This is a genomic window from Streptomyces sp. NPDC051243 (genome assembly GCF_044455405.1).
Taxonomy (GTDB): Bacteria; Actinomycetota; Actinomycetes; order Streptomycetales; family Streptomycetaceae; genus Streptomyces.
On the sequence record NZ_JBITES010000011.1, the window covers coordinates 208,310 to 231,273 of the forward strand.

Consider the following 22,964-nt stretch of genomic DNA (forward strand, 5'->3'; position numbering starts at 1 on the left):
GGTCGTCTGTCTGCTCGCGGCCCTGGCGTTCGTGGGACTCGCCGCCGGACTGGCCGTGCTGGTGGACAACGCCTGACCGGTGCTCGTCTCCGGTCAGAGGGGCGTCGCGGCATGCAGGATGAGGAACATGGTCACCGCGGCGTTCGCGGACGACATCGCGGACACGGCCGTTCCCGCCGCCGCGCCCCACGCAGCCAAGCCCACCGACGTGAACACCGATGGCCAGCTGCGCACCAAGGGAGCCGGGCCGAGGAGTGCTGCCACCCGGCGCGGTACCGGTCCCGGGGCCGCGAGGCCCGCCAGCGTGGCCACCGGAGTGCCTCGGGACACCAAGGCAGCCTTGCCGATCGCGCGCGCCACTGTCCGGCGGCTGCCGACCGCTTGGGCCGCGTCCTCGTCCGCCCATCGCTCGATCGTGTACGACACGGCCGTGCGCAGTGGCCGCAGGAACGGGTTGGCCCGCGCGGCGAGTTGGACGGCGAGCAGGAAGCGCTGGTGCCGGGCGGCCAGGTGCGCCCGCTCGTGGGCGAACAGCGCCCGGCGCTCGGGAGGTTCGAGGCAGTCCAGCAGGGCCGTGGTCACCACCACCCGGTCCCGGCGGCCTCCCGGCAGTGCGTACGCGTACGGCACCTCGTCGGGAAGCACCGCCACCTGCGTGCCGGGCAGCCCTGCCAGCGCCCGGTGAGCCCGGCGGCGGACCCGGCCGTGGCGCCACAGTGTCCGGCCGCAGACCACGACCACCGCGCACAGCGCGGGGATCGCTGCCTTGCCCGCGACCTCGTCGTACGGGACCGCCTCGCGCACCTCAGGGTCCGACCAGCCGTCCGGCAGCGGGTTGCCGGGAAGCTGCGCGGTACCGACCACCATCACCAGCCCCAGGCACACCGTGCTGCACGTCGCCATCACCCCGGCCACCCCGGTAAGCAGCTGCGTCGCGGTCCGCGGATGTAGGTGCTGCTCGGCCAGGCGTGCGATCGGCCATGCCGTTAAGGGCAGTACCAGCGGCAGAAAGACGAACAACCCCATGAGGCTTCAGTCTTCCCCTTCGCTCCGGGACTGAGCCAGCAGTTCCCGCAGCAGCCGCTCGTCATCCGGCCCCAGGCCCGTGACGAAGCTCGCCAGCACCGCCTCCCGGTCGCTCTCGCCGTCCAACACCTTGCGCATCTTGTGCGCGGCCAGCCCGGCCTGGTCCGACGCCGGTGTCCACGCGAAGGAGCGGCCTGCCCGCTCCCGGGTGACCGCACCCTTGGCCAGCAGCCGGGTCAGGATCGTGATCACCGTCGTATAGGCGAGATCCCCGCCGAGCCGCTCCTGCACCCAGCCGGCCGTCGCCGGAGCGTCCGCCTCCCCGAGCGCCGCCAGCACCAGCGCCTCCAACTCTCCCTGTCCCCGCCGCCGGGGACGCTGCCGGTGATCCGCCACGCCCTGACTCCCCTCCGCCGCCATCCGTTTCCCGACCAGACATCGTATAGACGCCCGGGGCGCCTCCATGCCGCCCGAAGAGGCTCACCAGCCCACCGCCAAAGCATCTACAAAAGTGTAGAAGATAAGCTGCCCGGACGCGCCTACCCCGCAGGCAAGCACCGCCGAAAGGAGCACGGGAGACATGGGTGTCATCGCATGGCTGGTACTGGGACTTCTCGCCGGAGCGATCGCCAAGGCGATCCTGCCCGGACGTGACCCGGGCGGCTGCATCGGCACGACCGTCATCGGCGTCGCCGGAGCCTTCGTGGGCGGCTGGCTGTCGGGGGAATTCCTCGACCGGCCGGTGCAGCGGGAGTTCTTCGACGCCGCGACCTGGGGCTCGGCCATCGCCGGTGCGCTCGTACTACTGATCGCCTACCGCCTGCTGTTCGGTAACTCCCGGGACTGAACGGATGCTTCGCAGCGGCCACATTGGACCGCCCGCACGCGTGCCGCCCTTCCATATCTTCTACAGGAATGTAGATTGTTGGTCCGGGTCCGTGCCGCGGGCCGCGACCGCACATGCGAAGAAGGAGTACACCGTGGGAGTTTCACTGGCCAAGGGCGGCAACGTCTCGCTCAGCAAGGAGGCGCCGGGCCTGACCGCCGTCCTGGTCGGCCTGGGCTGGGACGTGCGCAGTACCACCGGCACCGACTTCGACCTCGACGCCTCCGCCCTGCTGCTCGACACCTCCGGCAAGGTGCTCTCCGACCAGCACTTCGTCTTCTACAACAACCTGAAGAGCCCGGACGGTTCGGTCGAGCACACCGGCGACAACCTCACCGGCGAGGGCGAGGGCGACGACGAGGTGGTCAAGGTGGACCTCGCCGCCGTGCCCGCCGAAATCGACCGGATCATCTTCCCGGTCTCCATCCACGACGCCGAGAACCGCGGCCAGAGCTTCGGCCAGGTCCGCAACGCCTTCATCCGGATCGTCAACCAGGCCGGCGGCGCCGAGATCGCCCGCTACGACCTGTCCGAGGACGCCTCGACCGAGACCGCGATGGTCTTCGGCGAGCTGTACCGCAATGGCGCGGAGTGGAAGTTCCGCGCGGTCGGCCAGGGCTACGCCTCCGGGCTGGCCGGGATCGCGTCCGACTTCGGCGTGGGTGTCTGACCTCGCACCAACCGCGCCGCCGGGCCGGCCGCTGAGGAACGGCCCGGCGGTCGCCTTCCGCAGGGCGGCTGCCCGCCATGCCGGCGCGCACCGCATTCCGTCCAGTCCAGTCGTCAGGAGAGCGAGACCACGTGACCGGCCCGCCCTGCCTGCACCCGGAGGACCGAGCGGACTTCCAAGCGGTGCTGCACCTCGCGCTGAGCACCCCGGACATCCGCAGCGCCCTTAACGCGGACCCCAACGACCAGGCCGCCACGCGCCTGCGTGCCACGGCGCTCCAGGCCGCCGACGAGATCATGACCGCGGCCCGGAACGAGTACCAGCAATACGTCACCATGCGTGCGGCTGCCCGGGGCGGCCCGCGCCGTCGCACCGCCGACGGCACCCTGCTGTCCGCCCTCATGGTCCTGACCCCGCCCGTGGCCGCCACGTCCGCCGCGGTCCTGCTCGTCCTGGGCTACATGCTCCAACTGGTCGATGTCCAGGGCACGCTGCCCGGCTCGCTCGTCACCGCCGGCTGGGTGCTCGCGCTCGTCGCGGCGGTCGGCGCGTGCATCGCCTTCGCCACGCTGCTGCACACCGAGATGCGCCGACGCGGCGGCCCACCGCACGCCGACCGGCTGGAGCAGGCACGCCTGAACTGGCAGCAGGCTCTGCTGGACCGCGGCATGCTGCCCCACCTGCGCCAGCACATCCGGCAGAATCCGCTGCGCCGCTCCTCGCCGCCCGAGCAGCCACCCCAGGGCGCCCCGCCTGCCGACCCCAACGGCGCCTCCTCGCACACCCACTAACCCGCACCGACCGGCGCCATTACATCCGCCGCCCGGACACCCGAAGGAGAAACACTCCTGATGTCGGTCAACTTGAGCAAGGGCCAGCAGATCAGCCTCAGCAAATCCGACGGCAGTGCCCTGACTGCCGTCCGCATGGGTCTGGGATGGCAGGCCGCACCCCGCAAGGGCTTTCTCGCCAAGCTCACCGGTCCGCGCGAGGTCGACCTGGACGCCTCCGCCGTGCTGTTCGCCTCGGGGAAGATCGCGGACGTCGTCTTCTTCCAGCACCTCGCCAGCGACGACGGCTCCGTCCGGCACACAGGCGACAACCTCAGGGCGGCGCCGGCGCCGGAGGCGACGACGAAAGCATCCTCGTCGACCTCGCCCGTGTGCCCGGCCACATCGACCAGATCGTCTTCACCGTCAACTCCTTCACCGGCCAGACCTTCACCGAAGTGCAGAACGCCTTCTGCCGCCTGGTCGACGAGACCACCGGAGCCGAACTGGCCCGCTACACCCTCACCGGCGGCGGCAATCACACCGCCCAGATCATGTCCAAGGTCCACCGCACGGGAGCCACCTGGCAGTTGAAGGCCACACCGGCCACCGGCCGCACCTTCCAGGACCTGCTGCCGTCCATCGCGCCCCATCTGTAGCCGCCGCCCCGCCCCGAGTACTACCCCGGTCGATCACCACTCCCCACACGCAGCGCCCGCTGCTGGATGCGCAGCTTGCCAGAGCCCGAGATCCCTCCGTCTCTCCCGAATCCCCCTTATGCTCGCGCCGTACCCGGCGTGGGCCAACCAGAAGGCAGAACCCGCATGTTCGGACTGAGCGAACTCGCGATCCTCCTCATCGTCGTCATACTTGTCCTCGGCGCCAAACGCCTCCCCGACCTCGCCCGCTCCGCAGGCAGGTCAGCCCGCATCCTCAAGGCCGAGGCCAAGGCGATGAAGGAGGAACAGGCCGCGCCCACGCAGCAGGCGGAACAGACGGCGCCCCGCGTCATCGAGGGCGAGACCATCACCCCAGGCATCAGCAACACGACCGACACCGTCCGGCACTCCGTACCTCACCCTCGGACGCCGGGCCCCGTGCAGTCATCGGGGCCGCAAGGCTGAAAAGCTGTGCCAGGGTCGGGAGACGACATCCGAGGGGCCCGCCAAGCGGCCCGAGCGGGGATCACGACCACTGGGCCGTCCGCATGATGGCCTGCCGCGTGGCCTACGCGACCGTCCGGGCGCCCGAAGTGCCAGTGGTCTGCATCGAGATGAGGAGCTCGCAAAGCTAGACCTGGCCCCACTCGGTGGCGGCTGGAGGTCCCTGGCTTCAGGCAGGGCCAGCACGGCGCATGAGACTCGAGGAGTCGGCCCCAGTCGTCCGCAGAGCGGGGAAGGACTGGAGCAGGGAACGGCGCGCGGACAGCCGTGGAGATCTTGGTGATACGGACACGGGTGCTCGCCGAGGCGCCGTCTCGTGTGTGGATAGCGGTCAGCGGCACACTCGGCGCCGCTACAGCACCTCACCTCGCACAGCAGCTGCATGCCCGCGACGATGGCAAGCACGGCGAGTTCTTCCTGGACATGAGGGAACTCCGCTACGAGGGCGAGATGCCGACGGACGTCCTTCGGGAACTGTTCGCGCTCGACGACGAGGTGCGTTTCCATCTCATCGGCGCTCCCGCCGAGATCCACGCGTGCTTCGCGGATGATCCGCGTTTCACACCGCACCCCGCCTGGAGCCGGCGTGGAAGATGTGGAGATGACTCCCAGCAGCGCCCAGGACCCCTCTCACTGAGCCCTGTTGTCTCTGTGCGGCCAGCACCGCAGTGTTCGGATCGGGCCGCAGGCGCGGTGAACTTAGCTCCGAACCTGCAGCCGATCGGCGTCAGGACTCCTGCACCAGAAGGGACGCACACCCAGCCGGTTGACGGTCCGTTGACGCGGACAACCCTGCCACGCCACGTCGTGGAGCGGCACCACACCGGCATGCTGCGGGCGCTCGAGCAATGGGGCTTCGAGCCGATCCCGTGCGACCTGCTGCACTACGCGCCGTTCAGCGGCTCGTTCCACTCTGCGACGCTCGATGTCCGGCGCAGCGGCACGCTCGAATCGCATTTCGACTGACCGGCTCACCGACGCGGACTGCGGGCTGTTCGGCTCGTATTGCCTGGCATCCGCCGAACGGAACGACACATGTACGCATCGCGGGACACGACCGAAGAGCTGGCACGGCAGGCCACCGAGCCGATCCCCTTCGCGTCTTTCATCGCCCGAGCAGTCAGCCGATGTCACTCCTGCTGCGGAACCACCGCCACCGGGCACTCGGAGTGGTGCAGCACCGTATGCCCCACCAAGCCGAGCTGCGGTCCGAGATGTCCGCGACGCCGATGGGCACCGATGACCAGGAGGTCGGCCGCCGACGACCGGGCCACCAACGCATGGCGTGCAGAGCCCTCGGCAAGCGCGCGGTGCACGACAACGCCGGGGTACTCCTCGACAACGCCGTCCAATGCCTCGTCGAGCAGAGCCGAGGCATGGTCCTCCTCGGCATGGGCGGGCTCCCCGGTCAGCAGCGGATGCGGCGCAGCCCTGTGCGCCGGACGACGCCAGGCCCGTACGGCCTCGACCTCGCACCCGCGCACCGCGGCCTCCCGGAAGGCATACCGGACCGCTGCCGGGGCGGTGGCACCGCCGACGCCCAGGACGATGCGGCCGTTGGCGGCTTGTCTGTTCTCCGCCCGGCCGCGTACGACGACGACCGGGCAGGGGGCCCGGGCGGCCAGGGAGAGACTGACCGAGCCGAGCAGGAGTTCCCTGATCGGGCCCCGGCCTCGTACCCCGGTCACGACAGCATCGGCGAGGCGCACCTCGCCCAGCAGCGCCGCCACGGGATCCTCCGGCACCACGCCGGTGCTGATCTCCAGCGTCGGCGCGCGCTGCCGGGCACGCTGAGCGGCTCGCGCCACGACGCTCTCGGCGATGTCGTGCTCAGTCACCACATCGGGAACAGCCCCGGGTGTGTCCGCAAGGGTCGCGCCCTCGTACCGCTCCCACAGCGAGGCGTGGACGATCCGCAGCGGGAGAACGTGGCGAACCGCCTCGTCCACGGCCCAGTCGACGGCGTGGAGGCTGGGCTCCGAGCCGTCGACACCCACGACCAAGGCCCGCACCATGGTTCCCACCGCCTTCAGCCCGCCGGGATGCCCCTCTCATTCTCCCTCCACTGGGCCGGCGCGGCTCATACAACCATCCAGCCGGGCGGCAGTCGGGAAGGGCCCAACCGGTGCGCGTACGTGGATGCCGCCGAGCACTCGGGGTACGTCCTCGCGCCCGGGCTCCTTCACCATCGAGTCTGCTATGCGTCTGCTCGCGAGGCCATGGCAGGCAACGGCAGTCAGCGGTCCAGGCTCGCCACGATCAAGACCCCACGACAGGCCGCCGCAATGGTCCGCACATCCGAAGGTTCGACCGCGTCGTGACGCATGATGACCCCGGCTGCCCTGTGACAGCCAGCCGACACACACGAGGGTGGAGGTCGCGGTGACGGAGCATCCGGTGATCGGATATCTCGTCTGGGCGGTTCTGTTCGGCGCCGTCTTCGCCTGGGAGGGCGTGGCCCTCGTTCGCACAAGTGACGGATTCCCCACCCTCAGTGATGCCCTGCGCGCGGTGATGCGCTACCCATCCGGACGATGGGCGCTGTTCGCGCTGTGGTTGTGGTTCGGCTGGCACACCTTCGTCCGCGGCTGGCACTTCCTCCTCCGGGACGCACCGTGACGGCTCTCCGCCCGACCGTAGGGCCCGTACCGTGCTCCCCCTCCCTCTGAACATCGGGCTCATGCTGACCGGCTACCTGCTGGTCATGGGGTACCTCGCCCTTGGCCTGCGGCTCCTTCGCCGACAGACGCCCGGCCCAGGCACGGCGGCCGGCAAGCCGGAACGCCGACTCGCGAAACAACTCGCCCCCGGCGCGCCGAGACCCGGCTGGCCCGGCCTGATCCGCCAGGTGCTCGGCACCGCCGCCGGCGGATACGTGCTGCTGATGACTGTGGTGATCGGGTACCACCACGGGGTGGCGGGCCTGGGCAGCCACTTTCTGACCAGCGCGCTCACCGGTTCCGCGCTCCTGGTGGGCATCGCCCTGCCGGTGTTCTTCACCGTCTCATGGCTCGTCGAGCGCCAACGGCGCAGGCGCGGTTCCGAGTGACGGACAGCCGCACCGGCGAAGAGCGTGTTTGCACTGTCCAGGTGCCCTCGGATGCAGTGCTGGCGTGCCATCGCCGACCCAGACCGGGCTGGGCGGCAGGATGCCAGCGGGGCGGATATCCGGTGGAGCTGTCGTCATCCCCGGATGCCCGCCCGTCCAGGTGCACCGGGCTTCCAGCGGTGCACCTTGAGCGGTGCTCCTGCCCCGTGTGTGCACGGCGGGAGCTGGCGGGGACATGAAGCTGAGTCGAACTCTGCCCTGGCCTGGCGAGGGGCGACCCGGCGTGGGTGTCCGAGTCGCAGCCTCAAATCGGGTGGGGCGCCGCTTCCCGAGATGGTGAGGATCCCGGTGCTCAAGTCGGAGTTCGGGTAGAGGGAGCTGGCGTCCTCGCGGCCGTCCGGAAGTCGCAGTCGGGATTTGTCGGCCTGCTGTACGGCCCGCCGGCCTGCCGTACCCGGTTCGGCACGGCGTGGGGCGAACTCGGGGCAGGGACGGACGAGCTGAGCGGGGATGCGGCGCAGGTGCCGGACAGCGTGGTCGCGGTGAGCGGCACCGCACGGGGCCGGGTCGGCGTTCCGCGTCGCCGTGCCCGGCATCCTGGTGACCAGCGCACGGCGGGAGAGGGACGCTCGTAAAACCACTCCAGCCCGCCTCCCCTGTACTCCGGTTCCGGGCTGTCCGAGGCGCGGAGCGGGGACGCACCTTCGCGACAGGCGCCTCAGGAGCGGTAACCGGCAGCTCAATCGACACGCCGGCGTGACCTTGGACGGCGGCGACCGCCTGGAGGCGATCCGTCTCGATGCGGACATGCCCCGTGGGCAACCGGGGCGCACCACTGGTCAACGAGGACGGTTACGTGCTCGGCAGGCATGCTCACCGAGGCGGCCGACGGGGACATGGGCGTCGCTATCCCGGTCGACATCGCGCGGAGCGCCACCCTGAACATCGTCCGCAACAGCTGATGCGGACGACCTCGGACTGGCTGCTCGCCGCGGACAGAGCCCCTTACCCGGCCCGCTTTTGGAAGCCGAGTGGTAAGGACAACTAACAAGGTGACTGCGTCGCTCTCAACGAGTGCCGTTTGTCGATGAGTTAGGACGTCAGGAGAGGGTCTGCGCTCTTCTTCCTGGCAGCGGGAAGGCCCAGAGGCTCCTTGACCTGAAGAGCGATTGAGCTCTTAGCGTGTCTTCAAGTTGATCATCTGACGACGGGAGAACGCGCTCGTGATCCTCGTGACCGGAGCAACCGGAAACATAGGAAGTGCACTGCTGAGGGAGTTGCACGCATGCGGTGCGGGGCCACTCAGAGGATTCACCCGCGACGCCGCACGGGCCGCGTTCCCCGAAGGGGTCGAGGCCGTTGAGGGTGACTTCGCGGAGCCGGAGTCATTGAAGCCCGCTCTGGAGGGGGTGCGCTCGCTGTTCCTGGTGTCGCGTCTGGGTTCGGATGCTGACATCCTCGAGGCCGCCCGGCTGGCGAGCGTGGAGCACGTGGTGCTGGTGTCGTCCATCACCGTCCAGACCCATCCGCACCTGGGCCCCGCCGACGAGAACCTGGCGGTGGAGCGGCTGCTCCAAGACAGTGGCATGGCATGGACGATCCTGCGGCCGACGCAGTTCGCCTCGAACGCCCTGATGTGGGCGGCGTCGATTCGCGACCGTGAGACGGTCCGTGCGCCGTATGCGGACACCGGGCTGCCCACGATCCACCCGCGGACATCGCTTCGGTGGCGCGGGGGGCGCTGACCGAGCCCGGCCACCGGGGGCGGACGTATGCCCTGACCGGTCCCGAGCCGGTCACCGCCCGGCAGCAGATCGAGGCCATCGCGGCAGCACTCGGGCGGGATGTGCCCTTCCTAGAGATCAGCCGGCAGGAGGCTCGCGCTCACATGGCCGTGGCCTTCGGGGACGAGGCCGTGGATGCGGTGCTCGACGTCACGGGCGGAGACGTGAATGACGAGCTGCTGGCGGTGCGCGACACGGTCTCACGGGTCACCGGCTCCCCGGCCAGACCGTTCCGGCAGTGGGCTGCGGAGAACGCTGACATCTTCCGCTGAGACACCCGGCCCGTCAGACCCGGTCCTCTGGTGGTTCTCGAGCTTGGGGTCAGAGTGTGGCTGCCTGTTCGGCTCGGACCCGCGTCTGCGCGAGTCGGTAGGAGGCCGTGCCCGACCCCGGCGCGGTGGTCTCGGCGGATCGCCGCGTACAGATCGGCCTTGGTTTTCGACAGACGCATCGGTGCCCCCAGAGGGAGAAGCACAGCCATCGTCCCACCACAAGGCCCCAAGCGCCTCTAGAACTCAGCGATATCGCTTTCGCGGGAACGGCGGTGCCATCCGCGCTCAACGACAAACGACATCCCGACTCCCCTGCAGAGCCAGCAAGGCGACCGCGCGACCGAATCCGCCAACTGCACTCAGGAATCGGCGACTACACGCGCGAGGACCCAGCGCTGTGCGGAGCCAACTGCACGAAGAGACGGTCTGGGCACAGAAACTTCCAGCCGGAGGACTTCGACGCTGATACCAGCGCGCTGGGCGACCTCGGCAGGGCCCGCGCCCAACGCCCGCCGCAGATGCCCGTCTCAGGGGCGGTAGTTCACGTGGCGGCCATTGCGCCGCGTCTCCACCAGCCTGCGAGCCACAGCTCCGTCGGATCCTGTCTCACCGCCGTCCGCGACACCCGGCATCCCAGCCAGCGAGCCGACGTCCGACTCCTCCCGCGCGAGGAGCCACAGCAGATGTAGCCGGGTCACGTCGGACAGCATCGCGACACGGACTTACGGTGGCTACCACGGGTATGGGAAGCGCCAACGGCCCTCGGTCCAGGGGGTTCTTGGCTGGCTTCCCAACAAGGGACCTCCATCACGTGGGCCGCAACGATTCCCTGTTCGTTCATTTGGTGGCGGACTGATCGTTTCTGCACCACATCTACTCACGGGTTGGCCGCAAAGAGTTGGCCCAAGGGACCCTGACTGTCCCCTGCCAGGGGCCCTACGGTCCCTGTGACCAGTCGGCGGCGCTCAACAACTCACTGTTCGCCCTTCCTTGATGAAGGAGTAGCTGTGGAACGTCGCAACTTCCTGCGTGGTGCCGTCTTCGGCACCTCGGCCGCCGTCTTCGGCGGCACCCTCATGCAGGGCGCCGCCTATGCGGCCCCGGCCCAGAACGGCACCAGCCCGTACGGCGGTCTGCTGGCCGCCGACGCCAACGGCATCCAGCTGCCGTCCGGCTTCACCAGCAGAGTCATCGCCCGTTCCAGCCAGACGGTCTCTGGCACCTCCTACACCTGGCACAACGCCCCGGACGGCGGCGCCTGCTTCGCCGACGGCACCGGCTGGATCTACGTCTCCAACTCCGAGATCAGCACCGGAGGCGGCGCGAGCGCCGTCAAGTTCAACTCCTCGGGATCCATCACGGGCGCCTACCGCATCCTGTCCAACACCCGCAACAACTGCGCGGGCGGCTCCACCCCGTGGAACACCTGGCTGTCCTGTGAGGAGGTCAGCCGCGGCTACGTCTACGAGACCGACCCGTGGGGCGTGAAGGCCGCCGTCCGCCGCAGCGCGATGGGCCAGTTCAAGCACGAGGCGGCCGCCGCCGACCCGGTGCGCAAGGTGATCTACCTGACCGAGGACGAGTCGGACGGCTGCTTCTACCGGTTCATCCCCGCCACCTGGGGCGACCTGTCCTCCGGCACGCTGCAGGTCCTCAAGGCCGGCACGGGCACCTCCGGTTCCTTCACCTGGGCGAATGTGCCCGACCCGGACGGCTCCCCCACCTCCACCCGCGACCAGGTCGCCGGGGCCAAGATCTTCAACGGCGGCGAAGGCTGCCACTACGCCAACGACACCGTCTGGTTCACCACCAAGGGCGACAACCGCGTCTGGCAGCTCAACCTGCTCAACAGCACCTACGAACTCGCCTACGACGACAGCCTGGTCACCAACGGCACCGCACCGCTGACCGGCGTCGACAACGTCACCGGCAGCTCCTCCGGCGACCTGTTCGTCGCCGAGGACGGCGGCAACATGGAGATCTGCATCATCACCCCCGACGACATCGTCGCCCCCTTCCTGCGCATCACCGGCCAGTCCAGCTCGGAGATCACCGGCCCGGCCTTCTCCCCCGACGGCAAGCGGCTCCACTTCTCCAGCCAGCGCGGTACCTCCGGCAGTTCCTCCGGCGGCATCACCTACGAGGTCACCGGCCCGTTCCGCACCACCGCTTGATCGCGATCTTGTGACGGTTGGGGCGGCGCAGCAAGTACCGCCGCCCCAACCGGCACCGGCCTGTCACCAGCGACGCCCCTTCTCGTCAGCCCGGGCCGCCATCCCCACCGAGTGGTGCTGAGCGTGGTCGCATCACAGGGCCGGAGCCTGGGATGGGTCAGGCTTCCAGGGCCCCCAGTTGGCGCAGCAGCCCGAGGTCGTCCCAGTTCCACCAGCTCTCGGCGATCTTGCCGCCCTCGCAGCGGAACGTCGCGTGGCCGGTCCCGGCGACGTCCCGGTTGGTGGATTCCAGCCCCTGGTAGGTGCCGGTGTGCCGGCCCTGGAAAGTGATCCGGCAGGTCACCAGGTCACCCTCGGCAATCATGCTCTCCAGCGTGAGCCGGGGGTTGAAGGCGTCCAGGATCTCGCCGTTCTCCCGCTTGGCCTGGGCGAGGTCCACGTCGTAGGAGGAGAGGGCGGGGTCGTGCTCCCGGTAGTTGCCAGTGCACAGTTCATCGGCGAGGTCGAGGTTCTTGGCATTGATGACCTCGTCGAAGAAGCGGCGGACAACGAGCTTGTTGAGCTGCTCGTCCCGTACGACGTCGAGGTCGGTGAAGGTGGGAGTCTCCTCGCAGGCGGCGACGAGTTCCTCGAAGATGCGGTTGGTCTCGGGAAGGTTGGAGTTCTTCATCGCCTCCTCGTACGACGGGAACTCCACGATCTCGACGACATGGGCGGAGTCCGCACGGTCCCGCCCGACGATCGAGTGCGTGGCGGTCCGCTTGCCCTGGGTCGCCTCAACCCAACTGTCCATCAGCCGGTTGAGTCGATCGACATTGCTGGTCTTGCAGTCGATGAGCTGGACGAAGGTCATGAACCCCTCCGGTGCGATAAGCGACGCATGTCAACCAGTAGGTCTATTTCAGGCTATACCTGACTATTCACCCTTGCCTCTTCCGTCGCTCCAGCGCGTCTCTTTGGTACGCCCGGCGTGGCCGGTGAGGATGTGGGGCGGCGATGGCAGGACGCCGTCTCGCTCGTCCGCCTATTCGCTGCCGCCCATGTGAAGCGGCGCTGCTCCCGCCGTTGCCAAAGCCCTCACGGCTGCGGTGGGAACTGCACCGACTCCTGGGAGTACTCACTGGCTCTGCCTGCCGCGAAGTGTGTGGCGCTGGACTATCCGGGAGATGTCGTGCGGGGTGATGATGCCTGCCAGGCGCTGCCCCTCGGTGACGAGGATGGGCAGGCCACGGCCCGGGGAGAGCTCTTCGAGCACCTCTTCCAGGAAGTCGTCCGGCGCGCAGGTGGTGCACTGTGACGACGGGATCGCCACGTCGCGTACGCGCAAGGTCTCCCGCTGTTGGGCGGGGATCCTCGCCAGCCGCGAGAGGTGGAGCAGGCCGCTTGGGCGTCCGTCGAAGTCGATCAGGGCCAGGGGGGAGTGGCGGGTTCGCACGGCCACGCCGTCGACGCAGCGTTGCACGGTCAGCCAGTCCTGGCAGGTCTCCACGGGACTAGACATGGCATCGGCCGCGCGTACGCCGCGCAGGGCCGGGACCAGCCGGGCGCGTTGGCGTTCGGCGCCAGCCACGATCATGATGAAGAAGCCGATGACCACGAGCCACAGACCGCTGAAGACACCGCGCAGGACGGCGATCCATCCCAGGCCGATCAGCAGGATCGGCAAGACCTGACCGCTGCGCGCGGCGGCTCGCTCGGCGCCGTCCTGGTCTCCGGTACGCCACCACATCAGTGCCTGCACCACCCAGCCTCCGTCGAGGGGCGCGGGCGGCAGCAGATTGAACACGGCCAGGACGAGGTTCACCCATCCCAGCCAGAGCAGGACGGCTGCGGGCACGTCCCAGCCGGACAACATGTCCACTCCGATGCCCGCCCCGAGCGCGCTCGCACCGACAACCAGGCTGGCGACCGGCCCGCTCACGGCTATCAGAAAGGCCGCGCAGGCCGCGCGCGGCCTGCCCCATTTCCGTCATCCCACCCAGGGCTCACAGCGTGATGCTCTGGACCTCGATACCCTTCCTAGAGCCATGATCGCGTGGGCAGCCTCGTGCGCCAGCAGGCTCACCAGGAGCAACAGGGCACCGGCCAGGCCGGCGACCGTGTAGACGACGTTCGACACCCGGGCGCGGACTTTTGCGAGTCCCGCCCAGGGCTGCATCCGCTTGGTCAACGAGCGTCACCGCCAACCGCTTTCTCGGGCGCCGGTTGCTGCCCTCGCCAAAACCACGCCTGGGTGGAGAGTTCCGGACGTAGGCCGCGCTGGGTGCGGGCGAGGACGATTCAGATCAGACTCAGACTCTCCACGATCCATCCACGCAGGAGATGGTCTGTTTCCCAACAGCATCACTCATGGGGGGACCATGAGCCAGAACATCACGCCGCCCCCCTGCCCGGCCACCCGCCGGCGCAGTCGTCAAGAAAGAACACCAACGCGACCATCATCGGTGCCGCTGCCGCCGTCATCGGCGGAAGCATCATCGCCAACAGCGGTAGCGACAGCAGCGACGCCGCGCCCGCGTCCACCATCACCACACCAGCCGTGGCCGAAGCCGCCGCCGAACGAGAGGGCGCGACACCAACCCCCACCCAGGACAGCGACTTCAAGGTCGGCGAAGAAGCGCGCAACGGGGGGAGCCACCGTCAAGATCTCCAAGGTGGTGGAGAGCGACACCATCATCCTGGCCGGGGCACAAAAGGCGGCAGGCTCCGACGCCAAGTACGTCACCTTGAAGACCACCGTGAGCAACGAGGGCGGAGCAGCATGGACCTCACCTGCTCACTCCCTATCGTCAACGCCCTCATCGACGACCAGGGCCGCCGCTTCGACACCATCGAAGACCTCTACGACGTCGCCGGAAACCGGAATACAACGCCCAACTGCAGCCCGGCTTCAAGGACGAGATGCTCTTCGTCTACCGCGTACCGAAAGACGCAAAGATCGCTCTGTGGGAGTTCGAGGAATACGACCTCGAATCCGAACCGAACCCCACCCTTGTCGCCTCACCCGAGAACCCCTGCGCACACAACGCGCCAAAGCCCCCGCTGGTCAGGTTCAGCAAGCGCTCCTCGAACTCTCACATCGACCAATCGTCATCCAGTGCATGCGGGGTGGAGATCACCACATCGGCCGGCGCCAGCAGGTCGGGCGCTGGAGCAGCGCTGCGCGGCGGTGCGGCTTGGCTAGCCGCGGTTCGAGTCATAGCCCCATCGAGCCCGGCCATCCTTGCCCATGAAGCATTTGGCGGGTCGTCCGTCCTCGGCGATACCGAGAGCGCCGACGGGGGAACAGGCGTATCCGAACTGGATACCTGTCTGGTCGCCTGTGCTACTCCCGCCACTGGTCCCGCTACTGCCGGAGCTGGCGCCTTGGCCGGGTCGCGCAGTGACGGTCACCTTCACCCTGACCGTCTTCGTCGCGGTGACCGTGGGCGCGGGTTTCGCCTTCGCCGTCGCGGTTGCCGTCACAGTGACGGTCGGGCCAGGGCTGGCCGCTGCGGGTTTCGCGTCGTCGGTATTGGTGGCGTCGCCGCTGGCTCCGGCGCCAATGCCGAGAAAGAACGCGAAGCCGAGCGCGGGCAGGACGTATCTCTTGCGCGCCCACCTCGGAGTCGGGTGCGGCGGCTGCTGCGGTCTGGGCGGCCACATGTACGGGTTGCTCATCTCGTCCCCCACGGGCGATTCCGGAGGGCATGACGGTACTGCCGGACAGGAAATGTGTCCGCTGTCTGAGGGGGTAGTGACCTTCCTGTGACGGCTGTCGGCCTCGTCCGGCCACTCGGCAGACTCCGGCCAGGAATGCCGTATGGCGCTCTCCGCCGCCTGCTCGATCGTGTGCCGCCACATGGCCCTCCTCGCGCATGCCATGTTGGGTGACGTCTCTCCGGCGGGCCTAGGGGACTTCGCAGCCGTGTGTCATGCTGTAGCGGCTTTTCAAAGGGGGAGGACGAGATGGCTGAGAAGCTTCTGACACACAAGCAAGCACTCGCCGCGGTCATCCAGGCGCTGGGTGGCACCTGGGACACGAACCGCGCCGTACTGGCCCTGCGCGTTGCCGGGTACGAGCCCGCGAGCGAGGAGGCCGCAGGGAAGGAAGCTCGCCACAACCTGCGCGAACTCGCCAAAGACGGCCTGATCGTGAGACCTGATCCGGACCAGGCCGTCTACCGGCCGGCCTGACTGCCAAGCCCGCCGTCCGCGGCGTACATGCCGCCTGTGAGGGCACCGGGTTCGGACGTGACGGTGTTCGGCGTCGGAGAAGCAGGTGCCAAAGATCAACCTGGAACGTCGAGTTCACCAGGCCGAAGCCGGTGAAGAGCGCGTTGGTATCGGCTACGAGGTCAGCTGATGCACTTGGTTGTCGTGTGTCACCTCGTACACGTCGATCCGCAGCAGTCGCCGCACATGCGCCGGGACGCGTTCGGCGGCTCTGACCGAGGAGGACGGCACAACCAGCGCGTACCGTATGTCTGGTTGGTCTTTGGTCATGCGGCGCAGGAGCTGCCCGTAGGCGATGTCGGCGTCGATGCCCTTCTCGCTGGTTCGCCCCTTGGCTTCGCAGATCAGGCGGTCGCTCCCGCGTACCGCTTCGAGGTCGGTCCAGCGATCTGTGACTGGGAGGGGCCGACGCTCGCTGCTGAGGCCGCGAGCTACTCACGAAGCTCATCGGACGTGGCTTCTCGCCATGCTCGGCGGACCTCCCTGACGGTGAAAGCACCTGCAGTTGCTGTCGCACCGAGTGGCAAGACCGGGAGGAGTGCCGCGATGCCCCATGAAACGAGACCTGTATCCACCGCTTCGTAACTGCCCCATGGTTTCTGTGCAGCCCGGATGGTCTCGCCCTTGTGGCCGTCGTACGTGACCTTCACGGTGTGCTTGATCGTAGTGTCCAGCTGGGGGCCGCTGCATACGGTGTGGCTTCCGCCGCGGCCTCCACCTTCAACGTGGCACTCAGTGAACCGAACCTCCACAGCGTTCCCCAGCAGGTCCAGCCGTGCGAGGCCGGTGATCACCGCCCACGCTGTCGCTGCGGCGCACAGCATGGTAAGCGTGCTGTAGCCGACGATCGCTAGTCCCCGCCTCTTTGTCATGTGCCTAGCATGCCGGTCCTGGGTCGGTCTCGGCCTCCGGCAGTCCAAGGCGAGCTGCGGCAAGGAAGTCTGGGCGCACGGCGGCGACTTTCACGGCACGGTTGCGGTCGCGGTGACGACCCGCGACGGTAGCCACGTGCTGGCGTTCAACTTCAACGGCGACTGGGCGGGCGACATCGACGCGGTCATCCACGGCGAGTTCTGCGGCATATGACCCTCACATGCCCTCTCGAGGGTCACATCCGCCGCTCCCGAAGCCCGGCTCCGTCACTGAGCGCGGAGACGCACGCTCGGGTCGGGCCTCACCCATCGGACGTCGGGCGGGGCGGCAGCGGAAGAATGACTTCCCTGCCCCGGCCCCCGGGTGAAGGCGGTCTGGCCGGCTGGTCGTCACCCAGCAACGCGGTCGGCAGGGGCCGCCGATGGTGTCGTCGTCCAGGAGGGCACCCACGTGGGAACCGATCACCCGGATGACCGGCACCAGTCCGGGTTCGCATCCTCCCGTTGCTTCCCGTCACTCCTGCACGGCATCCCACCACGGGTGCGGGGAAAGCCGCCGCGTGTCCGGTCGACTGGGCTCGAACACTTCGGTGCACCGGCCTTCGTGCCAGTGCTCTGTGTTCATGCGGTCTCCGCCCACGGTGACGGTGAACATCTCCGTGTCGTGGGAGAGCGCCGACAGGGGACCGGGCATGGTGCCGAGAACTCCCCATCTCTCGTAATAGAACGACCAGTCGCCCACCGCTCCGACCCGCAGCACGGACTTCGTGGTCCCGGCCCTGTAGCTGTCGGCGCCGAGTCTGTCGGCTTCCCGCATCGGCATGACCCGGGCGTGACGCGGCGCCGCACCATAGCGGGTGAGCACTTCGTCCGGGGTGATGCCCCGAGTGAAGGTGACGCACCACGTGCCGGCGCCGACCCAGTCACAGGAAGGCCCTGTCGAAGAATCTCGCATCCCTACTCCGATGAACCTAGTCGCCGCCGTTCCGCTGCCCATCCTGAGGACTCCGGCCGGGCTTCGAGCCCGCGGGCCGCTGCCGCGCCACGAAGATCGCCGCCACGACCGACATCATCAGGAAGAGCAGGGCGCCCGCGCCCGACATCACTGCCAGCACAGCTGCCCCGCCGCCCCCGACATCCTCTTCACGGGCGACTACCTGTGGATCGTCCGCCTCGTAACGGATTGTCAGTCGGGCGCCGACAGAACTCTTGCCGCCGCCGCTGCCTAGCGGCAGATCGGCCACCACGGTCCGCCCGTCCGCCTCGAACTTGACCTGGCATCGCCCCGCCATACACGCGCCGCTCGTATGCAACGTGGCATGAGCCCGCTCGCCGTCCTGGAGGGAGCGTAGGTGCTGGGCCGCCGGAAACATCACCAGCGCCGACAGCACGCCCAGTAGCAGCGCGAGCACCAGCGACATCAGTAGGGCCGTACGAGGCCCCACGCCACCTACGGCCGCGCTCTGCTGGTGCGTGCCGGTGGCACCTGCGTTCGATCTGCCGTCCAGGTCTCTCCCCATCCGTTTCAGTTCAAATCGAAGCGGTGTGCAACGTCCCACACAGGGACTGCACTTCGTATCCGTGATGTTGAACAGGGTAGACAGTGGGTCGAGTTGGCATCACGTGTTGATTCGGCACACCGGACACGGCCTGGCTGCCTGCTGTCGGCAATGAAGATCCGCGGAGAGGTTTTGGGCGCCGCCAGATGTCCGTGATCGCTCGTGACGACGAACCGTCCCCAGGTCGTCCGCGAGGTTGTGATCAGCGTCGCCGTGGTCCGCGGCTGCTCTCGGCGACCCGCAACCGCCGGGCGGAATTCGCCAACAGCGTCCGAGGAGTCCGATGGCTTCGTCAGTCTTGACTGGCCCCGCGCGTCAGCTGATTTGGCCCCACTCCTCGATCTCGGGACGGGGTTTGGACGGGGTATTTTGGCCCCACCGGACGGAGGGGTGAGGAGTCGATGGCGCTTGATCCAGCTCGCGTTGAGCGGATCTCCGCACTCGTCGCGGAGTGCAGGCCACTGCTCGACTCGGATGCGGGGATGGCCGCCGTGCAGCAGCAGCTGAGTGACCGCGGAGTGAGCGTGATGGACTCGATCATCGTGACGCGAGAGCTGCTCGGCGCGGAGCCGACTGCCCTGGGAAAGGCGAAAGGCATCGTGCTGTCCAGCCCGTCACGGGGTGTGGAACGGCAGCGTCATGAGGAGCTGGTGGATGCGCTGCTCGACGCGGTTGACCAGGTAGCCAACGGCGGGTGACCGGCCGACTTGTTGTGCGGTTTACCAGCCCCGAGGGACTGACCTTCCAGGTTCGCCACCTGAAGCAGTGACGGGTACGTGACCCGCGCGCCGTCGGCCCTCATTCGGCCTCTGTCAACTCGGGCTGTCAGCGGCTCTCAGGGTGACTGCGCCGGCGCCTCTATCTTGGGCAGGCGCCGACGCAGGGTGTCCGCGAACTCTTCCGCCCGCGCCAACTGGGTGCGCAGATCCGCCACTCGCTGCTGCGCTATCTCCTCGAAGCCCCGCACCCGCTCCAGGAGCTCCTCACACTCCCCGGCGGGCGTATCGTCGGCGTCGAGGCGGTCGGTGGCCTCCAGCAGGTCGCGCATCTCGTCCAGGGTGAAGCCGAGCGGCTTCATCCGGCGGATCACCATCAGGCGGGCAACGTCGGTCTCGGTGTAGAGGCGGAAGCCGCCCTGCGAGCGAGCCGACGGGACGACGAGGCCGGTCTCCTCGTAATGCCGGATGGTGCGCAGCGACAGCTCGGTCCGCGCAGCGACCTCGCCGATCTGCATGTGCTTGCCGTCCACGTCCCTGCCCTGGCCTCTTCTCGTCCCAGGCGGTGCCGCGCCCCAGCGACCCCGCGAGTCTCTACTCTAACGTTAGGGTAGAGTTGCTGATCGTGAGGGTCGGTTGACGGCTGCCCTCCGCCGTGTGCGGTACGGGCTGCAGCGCCCGGCCGCTGCCGTGTCGGGGCCGACGCCGCCCCCGGCGAACACCCCGAGCCCTGCAGGAGAGACGCGTGCGCGAGTCCGTGGTGCCCGGCGCCGCCGCCTGTCCGCCGTGATGCTTCGCCCCTGACAAGAGCCCCGGTGCAACCGTTGCGCCCTTCCGGCTCTACCCCCTCATCGCCTTACGGCCCGCTCAACGGGCCAACCGCGGGATGCAGTCCGGCCTCCCGCGCCTTCCTTCGCACGTCGCGGCCTGCCGCAGAGGCGTGCCCTAGCACGACAGGTACCCGCTTCCTTGTCTTCTTCCGCACCGTCCCCCTCCGCGCGGCTACGGACCTTGCATCCCGACTGGCTGAGTGACCCGAAGGTCTGGCGCACCGAGGTGCTGGCCGGCCTGGTGGTCGCACTCGCCCTGATCCCCGAGGCGATCTCTTTCTCGATCATCGCCGGGGTTGACCCGGCGGTCGGCCTGTTCGCCTCCTTCACCATGGCCGTCACCATCGCGATCATCGGCGGCCGCCCGGCCATGATCTCCGCCGCCACCGGGGCCGTCGCCCTGGTCATCGCCCCACTCAACCGCGAGCACGGCTTCGGCTACCTCGTCGCCGCCGTCATCCTCGCCGGCGTCTTCCAGATCGTCCTCGGCGCGCTCGGCGTGGCCAAGCTGATGCGGTTCGTGCCGCGCAGCGTGATGGTCGGCTTCGTCAACTCCCTCGCCATCCTCATCTTCATGGCACAGGTGCCCGAAATGACGGACGTGCCATGGGCCGTGTATCCGCTCATCGCCGCCGGGCTGGCGCTGATGGTGTTCTTCCCGAAGGTCACCACCGTGATCCCGGCGCCACTGGTGTCCATCGTCATCCTCACCGTCCTCACGGTCTCGGCCGGGATCGCCGTGCCCACCGTCGGCGACAAGGGCGACCTGCCGTCTGCGCTGCCGGTGCCGGGGCTGCCGGACGTGCCGATCACCCTGGACACCCTCACGACCGTCGCGCCGTACGCGCTCGCCATGGCGCTGGTGGGCCTGATGGAGTCGCTGATGACCGCCAAGCTCGTCGACGACATCACCGACACCCGCTCCTCCAAGACCCGCGAGTCCGTCGGCCAGGGCGTCGCCAACATCGTCACCGGCTTCTTCGGCGGCATGGGCGGCTGCGCCATGATCGGCCAGACGATGATCAACGTGCGCGTGTCCGGCGCCCGCACCCGGCTGTCGACGTTCGTGGCCGGCGCGTTCCTGATGGTGCTGTGCATCGTCTTCGGGCCCATCGTCTCCGACATCCCCATGGCTGCGCTCGTCGCGGTGATGGTCATGGTGTCCGTGGCCACCTTCGACTGGCACTCCATCGCCCCGAAGACCTTGAAGCGGATGCCCGCCGGGGAGATCACCGTCATGGTGATCACCGTCGCCTGCGTGGTCGCCACCCACAATCTCGCCATCGGAGTCGTCGTCGGCTCCATCACCGCGATGGTCGTCTTCGCCAAGCGCGTCGCCCACCTCGTCGAGGTCACCGCCGTCACCGACCCCGACGGCACCACGGTCGTCTACCGAGTCACCGGCGAGCTGTTCTTCGCCTCCTCCAACGACCTGGTCAGCCAGTTCAACTACGCCACCGACCCCGACAGGGTCGTCATCGACTTGTCCGCCGCCCACATCTGGGACGCCTCCTCCGTGGCCGCCCTGGACGCCATCGAGAGCAAGTACGCCCAGCGCGGCAAGACCGTCGAGATCATCCATCTGAACGGACCCAGCGCCCGCATCCACGACACGCTCAGCGGCGAACTCACCGGCAGCCACTGACCGGCGTACACGCAACCGAGGGCCGCGGAGACACCACTCTCCACGGCCCTCTGCCCTACCACGCCGGGTCCGCCGCGGCGCCGCATCCCGGAGCGCAAGCTCGTGGTCTACGCCCTGAAAAGGCGCTCCATGTGATACCGGAGCACCTACCCTTCAGCTGAGGCAACGCCATCCGTGCTTCGAGTACACCGCCAGACCCCGGTCAGGAGTAGCCCCGCCCGTCGCCCGGCCCTGCCGCCACAACACCCTCGGTGATACGGCGGTAGGCAGCGCGGGCGTGGACCAAGCGGGCCAGCGCCGTACCGACAAGAGCCGCAGCGAGCAGCCAAGCGAGCCAGAACGTATCGCGGTGCCCCGCCCAGGTGAGGGTGCCGGCGGGCGGGATGGCGAAACCGTTGAGGAACAGCCAGCACAGTACGGCCGTGCCGGGGGCCGCGGAGAAACGGGCACAGAGACCCAGCAGCGCGGCCAGGAGCGAAAGCCCGGCCAGCGCGAGCGAAGGCCGGTCCGTGCCGACGAGAGCGTTCAGGAGTGCCACCAGCAGCAACGCGCCGCCGAAGGCCCCGGCCCACACCAACGGCGTGGCGACGGGCTGAGGGACGGGCCTGGCCCCGGTACCGATGGACACCCACTCGATCATCTGACTCTTCCTTCCGGTCCTCCCCTACGCCGCTGCGAAACAACGCCAGAGATACCGGTGGCTGCGGCGTACTGACCCTGGGCACGGATTGTTTCACCGGGCCGTCCGTCGGGCTCCGTGAAGCGGTTTCGGGGTGCTCGCTAGGGTGGCATCGACGGCTTTCTAAAGAAACAGTCAAACGAGACAGCCAGACAGGAGGACAGCCGTGGGCGCTGCGCGTATGAGCAGTACACCGCTACCGGGGATCGGGGTGCGCTACGACCTGACCACGCGGGAGCAGCGTCCCTTGTCGGTGGTCGCCCACCGGGACGGGTCGCGGACGCTGAGCGCGTATCGCAAGGACGATCCGGACGCCTGCGCGTTGTCGGTGCGGCTGACGTCGGGTGAGGCGGCGGCGCTCATCGACGCGCTGATGCCCGCGCATCACAGCCCGAGTCTGCTGTCGACGACCGAGCTCGGACTGGTGGCCGAACGGGTCGAGCTGGCGGCGACCTCGCACTGGAACGGGCGGGTGCTGGGCGAGACACGGATGCGTACGGAGACCGGTGTGTCGATCGTGGCGGTGTTGCGCCGGGCGGAGGCGATCCCGTCTCCGGGCCCGGAGTTCCGGCTGGCCGGCGGGGACACACTGATCGTGATCGGCACCCGCGAGGGCGTGGAGGCTGCCGCCGTGATACTCGGGCGGGAGTGATC

General features: G+C 68.5%; 25 protein-coding genes and 3 pseudogenes. 16 read left to right on the forward strand and 12 right to left on the reverse strand.

All coding sequences use genetic code 11. The features are described 5' to 3' along the window. Positions 1-93 precede the first annotated feature (93 nt). The gene (locus tag ACIBAG_RS28170) at positions 94-1,026 is read right to left on the reverse strand and encodes a M56 family metallopeptidase (protein WP_399108648.1); all 933 of its coding nucleotides are present in this window, start codon (positions 1,024-1,026) and stop codon (positions 94-96) included. A gap of 6 nt (positions 1,027-1,032) precedes the next feature. Further along, on the reverse strand, positions 1,033-1,422 hold the full coding sequence (locus ACIBAG_RS28175) for a BlaI/MecI/CopY family transcriptional regulator (protein ID WP_399108649.1): 390 nt from the start codon (positions 1,420-1,422) through the stop codon (positions 1,033-1,035). A gap of 184 nt (positions 1,423-1,606) precedes the next feature. Between ACIBAG_RS28175 and ACIBAG_RS28180 the strand changes: the two genes are divergently transcribed. The 6 genes and pseudogenes from ACIBAG_RS28180 to ACIBAG_RS28205 all read left to right on the forward strand — a co-directional run. Next, positions 1,607-1,873 carry a GlsB/YeaQ/YmgE family stress response membrane protein gene (locus ACIBAG_RS28180; protein WP_399108650.1) on the forward strand — a complete coding sequence of 89 codons (267 nt, stop codon included), beginning with the start codon at positions 1,607-1,609 and terminating at the stop codon, positions 1,871-1,873. Between the two features lie 133 nt (positions 1,874-2,006). Then, positions 2,007-2,582: a TerD family protein gene (locus ACIBAG_RS28185; RefSeq protein ID WP_399108652.1), complete on the forward strand. Its 576-nt coding sequence runs from the start codon at positions 2,007-2,009 to the stop codon at positions 2,580-2,582. A gap of 131 nt (positions 2,583-2,713) precedes the next feature. Continuing rightward, positions 2,714-3,373 (forward strand): hypothetical protein, encoded by a 660-nt coding sequence (locus ACIBAG_RS28190; RefSeq protein WP_399108654.1) that lies wholly within the window; start codon positions 2,714-2,716, stop codon positions 3,371-3,373. Positions 3,374-3,433: 60 nt separating this feature from the next. After that, positions 3,434-4,011, forward strand: a pseudogene (locus ACIBAG_RS28195) (TerD family protein). Between the two features lie 165 nt (positions 4,012-4,176). Beyond that, positions 4,177-4,476: a Sec-independent protein translocase subunit TatA gene (tatA, locus tag ACIBAG_RS28200; RefSeq protein ID WP_399108655.1), complete on the forward strand. Its 300-nt coding sequence runs from the start codon at positions 4,177-4,179 to the stop codon at positions 4,474-4,476. A gap of 837 nt (positions 4,477-5,313) precedes the next feature. Continuing rightward, positions 5,314-5,481, forward strand: a pseudogene (locus ACIBAG_RS28205) (amidinotransferase); the annotation flags it as partial. A 164-nt stretch (positions 5,482-5,645) separates the two neighbouring features. Here ACIBAG_RS28205 and ACIBAG_RS28210 read toward each other — a convergent pair. Then, positions 5,646-6,530 (reverse strand): universal stress protein, encoded by an 885-nt coding sequence (locus ACIBAG_RS28210; RefSeq protein WP_399108657.1) that lies wholly within the window; start codon positions 6,528-6,530, stop codon positions 5,646-5,648. 367 nt (positions 6,531-6,897) lie between these two features. Here ACIBAG_RS28210 and ACIBAG_RS28215 point away from each other — a divergent pair, with 367 nt between their 5' ends. From ACIBAG_RS28215 to ACIBAG_RS28225, 3 genes and pseudogenes are all read left to right on the forward strand, one after another. Then, on the forward strand, positions 6,898-7,134 hold the full coding sequence (locus ACIBAG_RS28215; RefSeq protein WP_399108658.1) for a DUF6186 family protein: 237 nt from the start codon (positions 6,898-6,900) through the stop codon (positions 7,132-7,134). A gap of 31 nt (positions 7,135-7,165) precedes the next feature. Next, positions 7,166-7,564, forward strand: a complete 399-nt coding sequence (locus ACIBAG_RS28220) for a DUF6256 family protein (RefSeq protein WP_399108660.1) — start codon at positions 7,166-7,168, stop codon at positions 7,562-7,564. Positions 7,565-8,787: 1,223 nt separating this feature from the next. Next, positions 8,788-9,620, forward strand: a pseudogene (locus tag ACIBAG_RS28225) (SDR family oxidoreductase). A 527-nt stretch (positions 9,621-10,147) separates the two neighbouring features. On the opposite strand, the gene ACIBAG_RS28230 reads toward ACIBAG_RS28225, so the two are convergent. Then, complete coding sequence (locus ACIBAG_RS28230; protein ID WP_399108661.1) at positions 10,148-10,330, reverse strand: hypothetical protein; 183 nt, start codon at positions 10,328-10,330, stop codon at positions 10,148-10,150. Positions 10,331-10,627: 297 nt separating this feature from the next. Here ACIBAG_RS28230 and ACIBAG_RS28235 point away from each other — a divergent pair, with 297 nt between their 5' ends. Next, positions 10,628-11,794: an alkaline phosphatase PhoX gene (locus ACIBAG_RS28235; RefSeq protein ID WP_399108663.1), complete on the forward strand. Its 1,167-nt coding sequence runs from the start codon at positions 10,628-10,630 to the stop codon at positions 11,792-11,794. 157 nt (positions 11,795-11,951) lie between these two features. Here ACIBAG_RS28235 and ACIBAG_RS28240 read toward each other — a convergent pair whose 3' ends face one another. The 3 genes from ACIBAG_RS28240 to ACIBAG_RS28250 all read right to left on the reverse strand — a co-directional run bounded on the left by ACIBAG_RS28240 (position 11,952) and on the right by ACIBAG_RS28250 (position 14,531). Next, a complete protein-coding gene (locus ACIBAG_RS28240; RefSeq protein WP_399108665.1) occupies positions 11,952-12,647 on the reverse strand; it encodes an ester cyclase in 696 nt (231 codons plus the stop codon). A gap of 264 nt (positions 12,648-12,911) precedes the next feature. Next, positions 12,912-13,715, reverse strand: coding sequence for a site-2 protease family protein (locus tag ACIBAG_RS28245; protein ID WP_399108667.1), 804 nt, complete (start codon positions 13,713-13,715; stop codon positions 12,912-12,914). Positions 13,716-14,207: 492 nt separating this feature from the next. Beyond that, positions 14,208-14,531, reverse strand: coding sequence for a hypothetical protein (locus ACIBAG_RS28250; protein ID WP_399108669.1), 324 nt, complete (start codon positions 14,529-14,531; stop codon positions 14,208-14,210). Between the two features lie 645 nt (positions 14,532-15,176). Here ACIBAG_RS28250 and ACIBAG_RS28255 point away from each other — a divergent pair. Both ACIBAG_RS28255 and ACIBAG_RS28260 read left to right on the forward strand, forming a co-directional pair. Beyond that, complete coding sequence (locus ACIBAG_RS28255; RefSeq protein ID WP_399108670.1) at positions 15,177-15,545, forward strand: hypothetical protein; 369 nt, start codon at positions 15,177-15,179, stop codon at positions 15,543-15,545. A gap of 197 nt (positions 15,546-15,742) precedes the next feature. Further along, positions 15,743-15,970, forward strand: a complete 228-nt coding sequence (locus tag ACIBAG_RS28260) for a hypothetical protein (protein WP_399108672.1) — start codon at positions 15,743-15,745, stop codon at positions 15,968-15,970. Positions 15,971-16,123: 153 nt separating this feature from the next. Here the strand turns inward: ACIBAG_RS28260 and ACIBAG_RS28265 are convergent, their stop codons facing one another. After that, on the reverse strand, positions 16,124-16,279 hold the full coding sequence (locus ACIBAG_RS28265) for a hypothetical protein (protein WP_399108673.1): 156 nt from the start codon (positions 16,277-16,279) through the stop codon (positions 16,124-16,126). 600 nt (positions 16,280-16,879) lie between these two features. Here ACIBAG_RS28265 and ACIBAG_RS28270 point away from each other — a divergent pair. Beyond that, positions 16,880-17,095, forward strand: a complete 216-nt coding sequence (locus ACIBAG_RS28270) for a hypothetical protein (RefSeq protein WP_399108674.1) — start codon at positions 16,880-16,882, stop codon at positions 17,093-17,095. Positions 17,096-17,395: 300 nt separating this feature from the next. Here the strand turns inward: ACIBAG_RS28270 and ACIBAG_RS28275 are convergent, their stop codons facing one another. Together ACIBAG_RS28275 and ACIBAG_RS28280 are read right to left on the reverse strand one after the other, a co-directional pair. Then, the gene (locus ACIBAG_RS28275) at positions 17,396-17,878 is read right to left on the reverse strand and encodes a DUF6461 domain-containing protein (RefSeq protein ID WP_399108676.1); all 483 of its coding nucleotides are present in this window, start codon (positions 17,876-17,878) and stop codon (positions 17,396-17,398) included. Then, positions 17,853-18,302: a hypothetical protein gene (locus tag ACIBAG_RS28280; protein WP_399108678.1), complete on the reverse strand. Its 450-nt coding sequence runs from the start codon at positions 18,300-18,302 to the stop codon at positions 17,853-17,855. Before ACIBAG_RS28280 ends, ACIBAG_RS28275 begins: the two co-directional genes overlap by 26 nt. Positions 18,303-18,841: 539 nt before the next feature. Here ACIBAG_RS28280 and ACIBAG_RS28285 point away from each other — a divergent pair. Next, positions 18,842-19,138 (forward strand): hypothetical protein, encoded by a 297-nt coding sequence (locus ACIBAG_RS28285; protein ID WP_399108680.1) that lies wholly within the window; start codon positions 18,842-18,844, stop codon positions 19,136-19,138. A 137-nt stretch (positions 19,139-19,275) separates the two neighbouring features. Here the strand turns inward: ACIBAG_RS28285 and ACIBAG_RS28290 are convergent, their stop codons facing one another. After that, the gene (locus ACIBAG_RS28290) at positions 19,276-19,689 is read right to left on the reverse strand and encodes a MerR family transcriptional regulator (protein ID WP_399108682.1); all 414 of its coding nucleotides are present in this window, start codon (positions 19,687-19,689) and stop codon (positions 19,276-19,278) included. 436 nt (positions 19,690-20,125) lie between these two features. On the opposite strand from ACIBAG_RS28290, the gene ACIBAG_RS28295 reads away from it, so the two are divergent. Further along, positions 20,126-21,631: a SulP family inorganic anion transporter gene (locus tag ACIBAG_RS28295; RefSeq protein WP_399108684.1), complete on the forward strand. Its 1,506-nt coding sequence runs from the start codon at positions 20,126-20,128 to the stop codon at positions 21,629-21,631. Positions 21,632-21,833: 202 nt separating this feature from the next. On the opposite strand, the gene ACIBAG_RS28300 is transcribed toward ACIBAG_RS28295, so the two are convergent. Next, positions 21,834-22,271 carry a hypothetical protein gene (locus ACIBAG_RS28300; protein WP_399108686.1) on the reverse strand — a complete coding sequence of 146 codons (438 nt, stop codon included), beginning with the start codon at positions 22,269-22,271 and terminating at the stop codon, positions 21,834-21,836. Positions 22,272-22,491: 220 nt separating this feature from the next. Between ACIBAG_RS28300 and ACIBAG_RS28305 the strand changes: the two genes are divergently transcribed. Then, positions 22,492-22,962, forward strand: a complete 471-nt coding sequence (locus ACIBAG_RS28305) for a cation:proton antiporter regulatory subunit (RefSeq protein ID WP_399108687.1) — start codon at positions 22,492-22,494, stop codon at positions 22,960-22,962. Positions 22,963-22,964 lie beyond the last annotated feature (2 nt).